The sequence below is a fragment of the Arcicella gelida genome (assembly GCF_034931025.1).
GTDB classification, from domain to species: Bacteria; Bacteroidota; Bacteroidia; order Cytophagales; family Spirosomataceae; genus Arcicella; species Arcicella gelida.
The window spans coordinates 43211-57229 of record NZ_JAYGIL010000032.1; the positions used below are offsets into that span (position 1 = coordinate 43211).

9 protein-coding genes are annotated in these 14019 nt (G+C 36.0%); all 9 read left to right on the forward strand.

Features of this window, described 5'->3' with window-relative positions; translation table 11 throughout:
* Positions 1 to 81: 81 nt before the first annotated feature.
* Positions 82 to 648: a YeeE/YedE family protein gene (locus VB776_RS20030; RefSeq protein ID WP_323698646.1), complete on the forward strand. Its 567-nt coding sequence runs from the start codon at positions 82 to 84 to the stop codon at positions 646 to 648.
* 4 nt (positions 649 to 652) lie between these two features.
* A complete protein-coding gene (locus VB776_RS20035) occupies positions 653 to 1141 on the forward strand; it encodes a DUF6691 family protein (protein WP_323698647.1) in 489 nt (162 codons plus the stop codon).
* Between the two features lie 129 nt (positions 1142 to 1270).
* Positions 1271 to 2149, forward strand: a complete 879-nt coding sequence (locus VB776_RS20040) for an AraC family transcriptional regulator (RefSeq protein ID WP_323698648.1) — start codon at positions 1271 to 1273, stop codon at positions 2147 to 2149.
* 137 nt (positions 2150 to 2286) lie between these two features.
* Positions 2287 to 3195: a helix-turn-helix domain-containing protein gene (locus VB776_RS20045; protein ID WP_323698649.1), complete on the forward strand. Its 909-nt coding sequence runs from the start codon at positions 2287 to 2289 to the stop codon at positions 3193 to 3195.
* Between the two features lie 131 nt (positions 3196 to 3326).
* The gene (locus VB776_RS20050) at positions 3327 to 6143 is read left to right on the forward strand and encodes a TonB-dependent receptor (RefSeq protein ID WP_323698650.1); all 2817 of its coding nucleotides are present in this window, start codon (positions 3327 to 3329) and stop codon (positions 6141 to 6143) included.
* Positions 6144 to 6216: 73 nt separating this feature from the next.
* Positions 6217 to 7401, forward strand: coding sequence for an MFS transporter (locus VB776_RS20055; RefSeq protein WP_323698651.1), 1185 nt, complete (start codon positions 6217 to 6219; stop codon positions 7399 to 7401).
* 200 nt (positions 7402 to 7601) lie between these two features.
* Positions 7602 to 9923, forward strand: coding sequence for a glycoside hydrolase family 3 protein (locus VB776_RS20060; RefSeq protein ID WP_323698652.1), 2322 nt, complete (start codon positions 7602 to 7604; stop codon positions 9921 to 9923).
* A 396-nt stretch (positions 9924 to 10319) separates the two neighbouring features.
* Complete coding sequence (locus VB776_RS20065; RefSeq protein ID WP_323698653.1) at positions 10320 to 12335, forward strand: glycoside hydrolase family 3 protein; 2016 nt, start codon at positions 10320 to 10322, stop codon at positions 12333 to 12335.
* Positions 12336 to 12523: 188 nt separating this feature from the next.
* Positions 12524 to 13948 carry a glycoside hydrolase family 1 protein gene (locus VB776_RS20070; protein ID WP_323698654.1) on the forward strand — a complete coding sequence of 475 codons (1425 nt, stop codon included), beginning with the start codon at positions 12524 to 12526 and terminating at the stop codon, positions 13946 to 13948.
* The last annotated feature ends 71 nt before the right edge of the window (positions 13949 to 14019 follow it).

Genomic DNA, 14019 nt, shown 5'->3' on the forward strand with positions numbered 1-14019 from the left:
GCTCTTATTATTAGTCAATCATATAAATCCTTATAGGTTTAATTAAAAACTTCTGAATACTTAATCTAAAATAAAGATATAATGCTAGAATTAATTCGTCAACCTTGGCACTGGGCAGTGGCAGGAGTATTGATTGGACTGACGGTGCCAACTTTACTGATTATTGGAAATAAATCATTCGGGATTTCTTCATCCCTTCGTCATATTTGTGCGGCTTGTTTTCCTGCCGATATTCCATTTTTTAAATATGAATGGAAAAAGGAAATCTGGAATCTTTTCTTTGTAGCGGGCGTATTGATAGGCGGATTTATTGCTAATCAGTTTTTGTCAAATCCAAATACAATCGTCATCAGCGAAAGTACAATTACTGATTTGAAAGCTTTAGGCATTACTGATTTTACAAATTTAATGCCTGCTGATTTATTCAGCGTTGATAATATTTTCACGCTAAAAGGCTTATTCTTTTTTGTAATTGGTGGTTTTATGGTAGGTTTTGGTACTCGTTATGCGGGTGGTTGTACGTCTGGTCATGCCATTATGGGCTTGTCAACTTTACAACTTCCATCATTAATTGCCACGATTTCTTTCATGGTTGGGGGATTTTTGATGACCCAATTACTTTTACCTTTAATTTTTAAACTGTTCTAAGAAAATGCAAAAATCAGGAGCTTTGATTAATGAAGAATTTGTGTGTGATGCACCAAACGACCAAAAAAAGAAAGAACCTTTAGCAGGAAATTTTAAATATATGTTGATTGGGATAATTTTCGGAATTGTCTTTACAAAGGCTGAAATTATTTCATGGTTTAGAATCCAAGAAATGTTTCGCCTCCAATCGTTTTTTATGTACGGAGTAATTGGCACGGCGGTTGTTGTAGGAATGATTTCGGTTTTTTTGATTAAGAAATTCAATATCAAAACCATTTCAGGCGAAAAAATTGTTTTTCATGATAAAGTATTCAACAAAGGACAAATCTATGGTGGTTTAATCTTTGGCTTAGGTTGGGCAATGACGGGTGCTTGTCCTGGACCACTGTTTGCTCAAATCGGAAATGGATTTATCGTTGTTACCATTACTTTAGCAAGTGCTATCGCTGGTACTTGGACTTTTGGATATTTCAAAGATAAATTACCGAGTTAAGTTTTTTTGAGATTTTTGGATGTTGGACTTTAGGACTTTAAGAATTTTAATAAAGTACTTCAAAGTTTAATATCTAAAAATCCTTTATCATTTAGTCCTGAAGTCATTAAGTCCACGCTTAATCTAAAAATGAAAAAACCAATTCCCATCATCACCATCGAGCAACTTAATTGTTGCGACAAACATATTCTGATGACTATGGACATCAGGCGTTTAGAGATTCATGCCAAGACTTTAACGCCTGCTGATTTTCCACATCGTCATGATTTCTACAATTTGATTTATATAAAAAGTGGCTCAGGAACACATGACATTGATTTTAGGCATTACGAAGTAGTCCCGAATCAGCTTTTTATGATGAACGAAGGACAAGTACACGAATGGGAATTGAGTGATGATATTGAAGGATATTCGTTTTTCTTTAGGAAAGAATTTTATGAAACAGATGAGAAAAGTCTAGCTTTGAATGCGTTACCTTTTTTCAATAACAGTCCGAATGATGAGCCAATGGTTATTTTTGATGAAGCTCAGGGAAAAGTAATGGTAAATCTTTTTGAGGAAATTATTCAGGAGTATTCAGCAAAAAAATCAAATTATGAAGCTTACATCAAAACCATTTTAAAACAAATTCTGATTCAGGCAGTGCGGGTTTATCAGCCAAATTATCGAGACGAAACCGCAACAGCGAGTATTTCTAAAATCAAGCATTTTGAAAATTTGATAGAAGAACAACATAGAAATTATAAATCGGTGAAAGATTATGCTGACCAATTGAATATTACAGCTAATTATTTGAATGCCATTTGCAATAAAATTGTGGGAAGAACGGCTGGAGAATTGATTCGTGACCGCATCGTCTTGGAAGCCAAAAGGCTTTTGTTACATTCAAGTATGTCGATTTGCGAAATCGCCTATCATCTTGGTTATGAAGATTGTTCATATTTTATTAGAGTTTTCAAAAAAGATGTTCATCAAACACCCGAACAATTTAGGTTGTTGAATCGGTAGGGGTTTTCTTGGCTGAAGCATTACTCATCATCCAAAACTCATTCTTGTCTATATAAATAATCTCAAAAATTATAGATAATTTTATATCATTGATACCCGTTTGTAGGAAATACAATCGTAAACAGTTGGAACATTCAATGGATAGACAAGAAAAAATACCTGTTCTTCGACCTGAAGATTTAAATGATTTTCATTACAAGACCATTAAATGGCAACCCACCATTTCGCAAACCAAGCACAAGCATTATCATGTAAATCGTATTGAAGATTTTATTCATAAATTTTCATTTCCATTACCACCACACCGAAAAACGGTTCACGACATTATTTATTTAAAAAAAGGGACTTCCAGAAGAAGTAAAGGGTTGAACAAATACAATTTTCACGAATCGCAATTATTTTTCTTGCCTGCTTTTCAAATTACAGAACACGAGGCGATGTCGCAGGATGTGGAAGGATTCTTCTTGCATTTTGACGAAAAGCTATTCCCTTTTTTACCCAAAAATTACCTCAACGATACTTTTCATTTTTTTCAACTTCAATCTAGCCCTGTTATTTCTATCAGTGAAAAAGGGAGGATTTATATTGAGCAGATTTTAGAACGCTTACTTAATTTGTATGAAGATGAAGAAGAAATTAATTTGAATTTGGTGGCGACTTACCTTTTTGTGCTTTTTGAAGAGATAAAAAAAGAGCTACCAGCGGAGAAGAAAAAGACAAAAAATGCCTATTTTCAGATAACAGAACAATTTAAAAATGCCTTATCTCAGCATATTTATCAAAAACAGAACGTGACTGATTATGCCCAAATTTTGAATATAAGCCCAAACTACCTAAATAAGTGTGTGAAAAATAGTACAAATCGCACAGCACAAGATTTATTGAATGAAATGCTTACTTTAGAGGCAAAAACACTCCTGAAGTTCTCTAATCTGCAAATTTCGGAAATTGCAGTAAAGCTTTTCGACCAAACTCCAAGCAATTTTTCTAGATTCTTCAAAAGTCAAACAGGCATAACTCCCAAGCAATATTTAGAAATGTATTGATTTTGAATGATATTAGGTTGTTTTTGAATCACATAATGATTGTTATATTATGAATTTTGTAATGTTTTTTATTGAAATATCACAAAACAATATACGAAGTTATGAGAATACAAATCCTAATAAAAAAACTAATGTCATTCAGTGTAATGATATTTATTAGTTTGTCTGTGATAGCACAGAACAACAATGTAAATGGCGAGGTAAAAGACATCAAAGGAAACCCTTTGGCTGGTGCTTCAGTATTAGTAAAAGGACAAAACAAAGGTGCTTCAACGGACAAAAGCGGAGCTTTCTTAATTGCAAACCTTGCGAATGGCAAGTATAATTTAGTCGTATCATTTATCGGATACAAAAATCAAGAAGTGTCGATTACTGTTCCGCAAACGACGAACCTTATTGTTTCGCTTGAAGAAGACACCGAAGATTTGGAAGAAGTAGTGGTAACAGGTGTGTTCGATAAACGTACTAAAATGACAGCTTCCGTGGCGATTTCTACTTTAGGTGCGAAGCAAATCGAAGCAATGGTGCCAAATAGTTCGGCAGATTTATTGAAAAATCTTCCAGGTGTATATGTCAATACTTCAAGAGGAGAAGTAGGAAATGCCATTTATACCAGAGGTTTAAATTATAATGGTGGTTTCTTTTATGTTTCAATGCAAGAAGATGGATTACCAGTTGTTGGAATTTCTGGGCTTGTTCAGCCTGATGGTTATTTAAGAGCAGATGCAACGATTAAACGAATTGAATCAGTAAGAGGTGGTACAGCATCTATTTTAGGTCCCAATGCACCGGGTGGAATTTTCAACTATGTTTCAAAAACTGGGGGTACCAAATTTGAAGGGGAAGTTAGAGCAAGAGTAGGTTTGGAAGGAAATGGGAAAAACCCATATTATCGTACCGATTTCAATCTTGGAGGTCCTCTATCAAAAGATAAAACTTTAACGTATAATATCGGTGGTTTTTATCGTAATGCCGATGGCCCAAAATATCCAGGTTATACTTTAAGTTATGGGGGACAGGTAAAGGCAAATATTGTAAAAAACTATAAATCAGGCTCAATTAAAATATTTGCAAAAGTTTTAAACGATAACACGGCTCCATTTGAATTTACCCCAACAGTTGATTTTCAGAACCCACGTCCTGCTGGAAGTTTTACAAATACCAGTTCAACCTTGGTGCAGTCTCAGCAGTTTTTTGTGCCAAAATCTATCACAGGAGGGACAAAAGATATTAATTATGATACTCGTAAAGTTGGCGATTATAAAGAAACAGCCTTTGGCTTCAATTGGGAGCAAACTTTTGGAGAAGGTTGGACATTTAATAATAACTTCAAGGTTTCTAATAAAGAAAACATTTCAATGACCACAGCGGTGGTATTTCCTTTCAGAGTAGATCAGCTTACTTTTTATGGAGTAAGTGGTAATGTGGCAAGATTTGGAACCTATGAATTTTACGACCCAACTTCTGGAAAAAGTTATGGAACAGTTCAACAATTACCACCAGCGGGTGGTGGAATTAGGTTAATTGCTAACAATTTGACTTTGCCTGGTAGCGATGTTCTCCCAAATGCACTTTTTTATAATCCAAATCCTTACAATGAAGTAACGCTGAATGATATAATTAATCAAGCAACGCTTACAAAGAAACTTAAAAATATGAGTTTCACGGGTGGGCTTTATTATTCTTCATCAAAAGCAAATAGAATTGCGGTAACACCTACGGCTCAGAGTTTTGCAACGGTTGAAGATAAACCTAAATCGGTGGCGATTCGCTACACCAATTTGGCAGGGCAAAAATTTGATTTAACAACACCCAATGGTATTGCTAATATTGGTGCAAGTGGTTTTTACAACAATGAAGCAACGATTAATCAAACAGCGTTTTTCTTAGGGCATAACTGGGAAATTAATGACAAGCTAAATTTGGATTGGGGAGTACGCATGGAAAGTTTTAAAATAACGTCTAAGTTTACAACGCCTCGTCGTATTACTCCTGACAGTCCGACGGGTGCAGATGGCAATGCCTCAACACTTTATGATAATCGTCTGTGGACAAATAATGCCGAACAAAATTTTGAAAAGAAATTAGATTTCAAGGATGTTATTTCATATTCAACAGGTCTTAATTACAAAGTAAATGATGAATTAGCATTTTACGGACGCTTCTCACAAGGAAGAAAATCGCCTGATTTAAGTTACTTCATGGATATTGCTAATCAGCAACTGACGTCAAATATCTCTATTGAGGCACAGGATATTAAAATGGCGGAGTTAGGGATGAAATACAGAGGAAAAAACTTTAATTTATTCGTAACGCCATTTTATACTTTAGCAAGTAATATTCCGAACTTCCAGATTTTCCAAAATCCTGATGTTACTTATTATGCACCACCACGTGCATACCAAAAAATTGAAACTAAAGGCTTAGAATTAGAAGGTACTTATGTGTTCAATAAGCACTTTAGCGTTCGTGCAGTAGCTACGTTACAATCATCTATTGCAAAAGAATTTACGGTGTATTTAGCAAAAAATAATGGCCCTGCAGATGATGAAAAAGTAACATTTGATGGAAATAATAACGACAATATTGCCAATATGTTTACGGTTACGCCAACTTATAGTGACGATAAATTTACGGCTTCAATCAACTGGCAATATATGGGTAAGCGTTGGGCAAATGTTGGGAATGCCTTCCAATTACCATCATTCAATGCTTTTGATTTGAATACTTCGTATAAACTCACAAAAAACATTCAGGCAAATGTATCTGTCAATAACATTTTTAATACTTATGGCATTATGGGCTGGGCTGCTCCGGGCGGGTTTCCAGCAGCATTAGATACGCAAGGATTCACCAAACAGATGTTGGAAGCTAACCCTCAGGCGGTATATGCTACTTTGCCAATTATGCCACGCTCGTATTTCTTAACGTTGAGTTATAAGTTTTAAATTCTAAAAAATACTTTCAGCATTAAGCCAAATGCTGAAAGTATTTTCATTTCTCCATTAACAAGTATTGACAATGAACAAACTACTAACATACGAAAACAAATTACTTGCGCTGATGAGCGTTACTTTTGGTTTAGTTTTTATGGATAGAATGGCGGTGGCTTATCTTTCGCCTTTTATCATCAAAGACCTTTCTTTGAACAATACGCAAATTGGATTGCTGGTTTCTGGATTATCCTTTACTTGGGCTTTTTCGGGTTATTTCCTAACGGCTTGGTCAGAGGCAAATAATAAGAAAAAAATCGTTTTCGTACTGTCTGTCGTAGTATTTTCACTGTGTTCTATTAGCTCTGGCTTGGCGGCTTCTTTTGGTATTTTATTAATTACTCGCTTGCTGATGGGACTTTCAGAAGGACCAACTTTGCCTTTAATCCAGTCGTTTATCGCTAAAGAATCCTCAAAAGGTCGCTTAGGTTTTAACATGGGTTTTCTCCAAAGTTTTGGCTCAACACTCTTTGGTTTTCTGATTGCCCCAATACTTTTGGTGGCTTTGGCTGAAAACTTAGGTTGGCGTTCTACTTTTTTTATTGTCGGAATCCCCGGTTTGATTTTAGCATTTATCAATTGGAAATTCGTTAAAAACAGTACCACAGAAAGTAGTCATACGGAAGAAGACCAAGGTTTGTCTTTCGGAGAAATCATGCAATTCAAAAATATCAAAGTAGCCGTTTTATTGAGTTGCTGTTTAATGGTATGGATGAATTGTTGCGTAGCTTTTTTGCCAAAATTTATCGTAGAAGTACAAGGTTTACCAGAAGGAGAAGTCGGGAAAATATTAGGTTTAATGGGTTTATCTTCCCTTTTTTCAGGAATTATCGTTCCTACTTTATCGGATAAATTTGGTAGAAAACCTTTAGTAATAATTTTCTGTTTGATAGGCATTTTTTATCCATTGTCTATTATTCTTTTACAAAATTCGTCTTTTCAACTTCCTGCGATGTTTTTTACTTATTCTATGTTTGGGGCTGTTCCTGTAGTGTTTTCGGCAATACCTTCTGAAACTTTACCAATTAATTCAACAGGAAAAGGAATTGGTTTTATCGCTGGCTCAGGCGAATTTGTTGGGGGTGTTTTAGCCCCAGTAATTGCAGGAGTTTTGGCAGATAAATACGGTATGACCATGCCATTTTATGTCGCTGCGGTTGCTGCTGTAATTGCCTTTCTGGCTTCTTTTAGTTTTACAGAAACGAAGAAGTAGTTTTATCTGTGAGTTGCTAGCTTTTAAATTTTTAGTATAAATAATTGTATTTACCGAAGAAAAAAAGGAAATAATGTCGTTATTTGCCGACTTGTCGAGTATTTCGACTAAAGCGAAGATTAGTGAATTCCAAATAATATTTTAGAATTACTTTCGAAGTTATTATTATTTCAATCTTAACATTATCCTTAATACATAAAATGAAAATATCTTTTTTTACTTCAGCTGTGTTGCTTTGTGCTTCAATGTCGGTTGTTGCTCAAAAAAAATGGAGCGAAACCTCAAAAGGGACATTTAGTCTTATTCAAAATCAAGGGGGACAAAAACTGGGTTATTCACCTGCTTCTGGGACTAAAATATTAACTGTCAATGGTTTGGCTTTTAAGGATTTAAACAAAAATGGTAAATTAGACAAATATGAAGACTGGCGTTTACCTTATGATGTAAGAGCCAAAGATTTAGCAAGCAAGCTGAGTATTGAAGAAATTGCTGGCTTGATGTTGTATTCAGCTCATCAGTCGATTCCTGCTCGTGCTGGAGGTTATTTTGCGGGTACTTATAATGGCAAGCCTTTCAAAGAAGGCGAAGTTGATCCAAGTGATTTAACAGACCAACAAAAGAAATTCTTAAAAGAAGATAATCTTCGTCACGTGTTGATTACTACGGTACAAAGTCCAGAAATTGCGGCACAGTGGAACAATAAATTACAAGCTTATTGCGAAAGTGTTGGTGCTGGTATTCCTGCCAACAACAGTACTGACCCACGTCATGGCACAAAGGCAAGAGCAGAATACGATGCAGCATCAGGCGGTGAAATTTCGATGTGGCCAAGTTCATTGGGTTTGGCGGCTACTTTTGACCCTTCGGTAGTTCAGAAATTCGGTGAAGTAGCAGCAGCAGAGTACCGTGCTTTAGGTATCACTACGGCTCTTTCGCCACAAGTAGATATTGCAACCGAGCCACGTTGGGCAAGATTTAACGGTACTTTTGGCGAAAGTCCTTTGTTATCGGCTGCTATGGCACAAGCGTATTGTGATGGATTTCAAACTTCTTTAGGGAGTAAATCAACTAACAGCGGTTGGGGTTTAGGTAGCGTAAATGCGATGGTAAAACACTGGCCGGGTGGTGGTTCTGGCGAAGCAGGACGTGACGCTCACTATGCAAATGGTAAATTCGCAGTTTATCCGGGCAATAATTTTGATGCTCACATGATTCCATTTATTAAAGGAGCATTCAAATTAAAAGGTAAAACTCAAATGGCTTCGGCTGTAATGCCTTATTATACCATTTCTTGGAATCAAGATAAAAAGAATGGCGAAAACGTAGCGAATAATTATAACAAGTACATCATCAGCGATTTATTAAGAACAAAGTATAAATACGATGGCGTAGTTTGTACCGACTGGTTGGTTACTGGCGACCACAAAGCGATGGATGTTTTTATTGATGGAAAATCTTGGGGAGTTGAAAACCTTTCGCTTGCGGAACGTCACTACAAAATATTAATGGCAGGTGTTGACCAATTTGGAGGAAATAACGATGCAAAACCTGTGATTGAAGCTTACAAAATGGGCGTAAAAGAACACGGTGAAGCTAAAATGAGAGCAAGAATTGAGCAATCTGCTGTTCGTTTGTTGCGTAATATTTTCAGAGTAGGTGTTTTTGAAAATCCATATTTGATTCCAGAAGAAACGAAAGCGATTGTCGGAAAACCTGAATTTATGAAAGCAGGTTATGAAACACAATTGAAATCTGTAGTTCTCTTGAAAAATCAAAGTCAAGCTTTGCCAATTACAACGAAAAAAACGGTGTATATACCTAAGCGTTACACTCCTGCAAGTCGTAATTTCTTAGGCATGGAAAGTCCCGCTTCGACGGATTATCCTGTAAGTTTAGACTTGGTGAAAAAGTATTTCAACGTAACAGATAATGCTGATGAGGCTGATTTTGCAGTAGTATTTATTCAAAATCCAACGGCAACAATGGGCTATGATAAAGAAGATTTGAAAAACGGTGGAAATGGTTATATTCCAATCAGTTTGCAGTACAATGATTATACCGCTACGGAAGCTCGTGAAAAAAGTATTGCTGGAGGCGACCCAATGGAAAACTTTACCAACCGTGGCTATAAAAATAAAACAACTAAAACAGCCAATGTTACTGATGCTCAATTGGTGGTAGATACTAAGGCTAAAATGAAAAACAAGCCAGTAATTGTGTCTGTAAATACTACAAATCCAATGGTTTTCTCGGAAATTGAATCATCTGCTTCTGCGATTTTGGTAAATTTTGGCGTACAAGACCAAGCACTTTTGGATATTATTTCAGGGAAATCAGAACCTTCGGCACTTTTACCGATGCAAATGCCAGCCGATATGGTAACGGTTGAGAAACAAGCAGAAGACGTTCCTTACGATATGAAACCACACAAAGATTCGGAAGGAAATCTGTATGATTTTGGGTTTGGCTTGAACTGGAAAGGAGTCATCAAAGACGCTAGAACGACTAGATTTATTAAATAAACATTAGGTTAATTTAAGAAAATCAAGAGATTATCTCAGAATATAGTTCAGCAAAATATTCTTTGGTTATTGACCTCACCTTTTTCTCAATAGGGCTTAAGTCCAGCCCTATTGAGAAAATACAGTCTTAAAAAAGTCATTTTATAAAAATCTTATTCAGTTTTGACGCTATTTTATTCTCTTTTGCCCATCAAAAACAACATTATTTTTACTTTAATATAACTGTTATGAATTTCAATTTTAATATGATTTTTTCGAGAAAAAATAAGTATAATCTTATTCTGTGTGGCTTTGTGAAATAATCCTTTTGTACTAATTAACCTTATTTTAAGGTCTTAGATAATCAGAAAAGGTATTTCCAAAAAATTGATTGTTTTTAAAAAACCAATGTAAGATATGAGAACTTGTTTAAGATTTGGCTCTATTTCGCTACTCCAAGTATTACTAACATTAAGTTTAAATGCTCAAAAATTAATTCAACCTTCACTCGGGAAACGTAGTGTGGCTTTGCTTAAAGTAAAGAATTTTGAATTTAAAGATTTGAACAAAAACGGTAAATTAGACCAGTATGAAGATTGGCGTTTACCGATTGATCTAAGAGTAAAGAATTTGGTAAACCAAATGACTTTAGAGGAAAAAATCGGCTTTATGGTGATTAGTACCACTCGCTTGGCTGGTGATTATTCTTTCCAACCGAATGCCCCAAAAGCTGAAATCTCAAGCGGTTTCAACGAAGAAGATTTGATGCAGCCTATCAATATGTTTACTCGTAAACCTTTGCCAGTGCCAACGATGTCGGCGGCTGGAACTACCAAAGGCGTTATGAATTTTCACTTGCGTCACTTTATTTTAAGAGCTAACACCAATGCAAAAATTATGGCGGAGTGGTCGAATAATTTACAAGCTTTGTGCGAAAGCTCAAGATTGGGAATCCCTGCCGTGGTAGCTTCTAACCCACGAAACCACGTAACGATTGACGCTTCAATTGGCTTGAGTGTTGGTACAACGGTTTTCTCGAAATGGCCCGGAGAATTAGGTTTAGCCGCCATGCGTGATTTAAAACTTACTCGTGAATTTGCAGAAATTGCTGGAAAAGAATGGTCGGCAGTTGGTTTACGCAAAGGCTATATGTACATGGCGGATTTATCGACCGAACCACGTTGGCAAAGAATCGAAGGTACTTTTGGCGAAAATGCAGATTTAACTTCCGACATGATTCGTGAAATTGTACTGGGTTTTCAAGGAGTAAAATTGGGTAAAAGCTCGGTAGCAATGACGACCAAACACTTTCCGGGTGGCGGGCCACAAGTAGGCGGACAGGATTCGCACTTCGATTGGGGAAAAAATGCTCATTATCCGGGTGGAATGTTTGAATATCATTTAAAACCTTTCAAAGCGGCTATTGCGGCAGGTACTTCCTCTATCATGCCTTATTATTCTGCTCCCAAAGGCAAAGAATTTGAAGAAGTGGGTTTTTCTTATAACAAAGCCATTATTCAAGATTTGTTAAGAAAGCAATTGGGATTCAAAGGCATTATCAATTCTGATACTGGTCCAATTGACATGATGCCTTGGGGCGTTGAAAATCTGACAATTTTGGAACGTTATCAAAAAGCAATTAATGCAGGCGTAGATATTTTCTCTGGAGGTGCCGACCCTTCTTTATTGTTGGAGACAGTGAAAAAAGGTTTGGTTTCGGAAGAAAGAATCAATGAATCAATTACTCGTTTACTTCGTGAAAAGTTTCAATTGGGTCTTTTTGAAAACCCTTATGTGGACGTAGAGACGGCTGTAAAAACCGTTGGCAATGCTGATTTTCAGAAAAAAGGCGATTTAGCATTAAGAAAATCAATTGTATTGTTGCGTAATGAAGATAAACTTTTACCAATTGCGAAAAAGACTAAAGTTTATTTTGAAACGTATTATGATAATGGAAGAACCAAAAATCCTATTACTGTGAATAAACCTAATATCCAGAATCCTAACATTGAATTTGTAGGAAGTAAAGAAGAAGCGGATGTGGTGTTACTTTGGTTGATTCCGAATGGTGGAAGTTTGTTTAGCTCACAAGGCAAACCTATTGAATTGAGTTTATCAAAAAATAAAATTGATGTTGCTCATGTCAACGAAATTATTCAAGCAAAACCGACGATTGTCGCCATCAATTTTACAAATCCGTGGGTGATTGACGAAATAGGAGGGAACAATCTGAAATCAGTTTTAGCCACTTTTGGCACAACAAGCGACGCTTTAATCGACGTTGTGACGGGGGCTTTCAATCCAACAGGGAAAATGCCATTTACAACACCTGTTTCTGAAAAAGCTGTTGCTGAAAATCAATCAGATGTACCGGGTTATTTGAAACCCAAAGGCTATGCTTTATTTAAGTTTGGCGAAGGAATTAGTTATTAATTGAAATAAAAAAGGGACTCGAAACAAACCCGTTTTGAGTCCCAAAATATACAAATCTTTATTAAAAGCATTTAAAGTTTTATCGTAAAAACAAAGTCAATTGTGAGTCTTTCGACGGATGTCACCTTGGCTTTGCCTTGTCCTTACTTAATCAATCACAATCAATTTTCAATTAAAAATTATCAATCATGATGAACAAAAAACTCTTTTTATTGCTCTGTTTGGCAGTCAATTTTGTGTATGCACAAAAGAAGAAGCCATTTTTTTGGGGCGTTGCTACTGCCGCATATCAGGTCGATGGAAATTATCAAGTGGATGGAAAAGGAGAATCTAAATGGGATCTTCTGACCAATAAAGTAGGCATTACACAATTTACGATTGGCGAAAAACAAACGGGAAATGTGGCAATCAATATGTATGACCGCACGCAATACTTGAAAGATATTGAGTTGATGAAAGAATTGGGCATAAATGCTTATCGAATGTCTTTGGATTGGTCAAGGATTATTCCAGATGGAGTAGGAACAGTAAATGAAAAGGCTTTAGCTCATTACGACCAACTTTTTGATGATTTACTCGCCGCTGGCATCGAGCCTTTGGTGACGATTTATCACTTCGATTATCCTGCGGTTTTATTGCAAAAAGGTGGTTGGGGAAATCCTGAGATGGAAAATTGGTATTATAATTATGCTTCTGTGGTGATTAACCATTTTGGAAAGAAAATCAAACATTTCATTACTTTCAACGAACCTTATATTGAGTTTTTTCTGGTAGAAAATATGCTGAATGCTCAAAATAATAAATTGCCCGAAAAAGAATATTACATGAGCCAAATGCAAAAAGCTCATCGTCAGTTGATTGCCAATGCCAGAGTCATTAAACTTTATCATGATTTAAAGCTGAAAGGACAAATTGGGATTGTGTTGAATGTAAATCCTGCTGCTCCGTGGGACGAGAAAAAAGTAACTGACCAAAAAACGGCTGAATTTCAAGATGTTCTGATAAATGGTTTGTTTTTAGAACCACTTTATAAAGGCAAATATCCAAAAATGGCATTAGATTCTTTGGCGAAATATAATCCAACTTTTAAGCCAAGTACCGAAGAAATGGCGTTTATTGGAGCTAATAAACCAGATTTTTTAGGCATTAATTTTTACGCTCCTGCCATCGTAAAAGGAGAAGATTCTGCGATGTCTTTGAAATGGTTGGATAATAATCCTGATGAAGTAAAATCAAATGTTGGGCCTGTTAGACCAGAGTATTTATACAAAATGTTGATGCGTTTAAAGAATGATTATGGCAATCCGCAAGTAATTATTACAGAAAACGGGACTGGTTTTGTATCGGAAGACGTAAAAGTAAATGGAAAAGTCAACGACCCATTGAGAACGGATTATATTAAACGCCATGTAGAATGGGCTTTGAAAGCTAAAAAGGAAGGCGTAAATCTTTTTGGCTACACGGTTTGGAGTGGCTGGGACAATTTTGAATGGGTTTCAGGTTACACCAAACGCTTGGGCTTGATTTACGTAGATTTCGCTACGCAAGAACGTACCCCCAAACAGAGTTTTTACGAGTATCAAAAAATTATTAAAGAAAACAAAGGGCTTTAGGCGGTAGGCTATAAGCTTTAGGCAAGTAAAACAAAAAGCTTATAGCCTAAAGCCTATCGTTTACAGCAAAA

Coding starts and splice junctions, on each gene's coding strand:
- VB776_RS20045 (WP_323698649.1), top strand. CDS start 2,287: ATGGATAGACAAGAAAAAATACCTGTTCTTCGACCTGAAGATTTAAAT.
- VB776_RS20050 (WP_323698650.1), top strand. CDS start 3,327: ATGTCATTCAGTGTAATGATATTTATTAGTTTGTCTGTGATAGCACAG.
- VB776_RS20060 (WP_323698652.1), top strand. CDS start 7,602: ATGAAAATATCTTTTTTTACTTCAGCTGTGTTGCTTTGTGCTTCAATG.
- VB776_RS20040 (WP_323698648.1), top strand. CDS start 1,271: ATGAAAAAACCAATTCCCATCATCACCATCGAGCAACTTAATTGTTGC.
- VB776_RS20070 (WP_323698654.1), top strand. CDS start 12,524: ATGATGAACAAAAAACTCTTTTTATTGCTCTGTTTGGCAGTCAATTTT.
- VB776_RS20035 (WP_323698647.1), top strand. CDS start 653: ATGCAAAAATCAGGAGCTTTGATTAATGAAGAATTTGTGTGTGATGCA.
- VB776_RS20065 (WP_323698653.1), top strand. CDS start 10,320: ATGAGAACTTGTTTAAGATTTGGCTCTATTTCGCTACTCCAAGTATTA.
- VB776_RS20055 (WP_323698651.1), top strand. CDS start 6,217: ATGAACAAACTACTAACATACGAAAACAAATTACTTGCGCTGATGAGC.
- VB776_RS20030 (WP_323698646.1), top strand. CDS start 82: ATGCTAGAATTAATTCGTCAACCTTGGCACTGGGCAGTGGCAGGAGTA.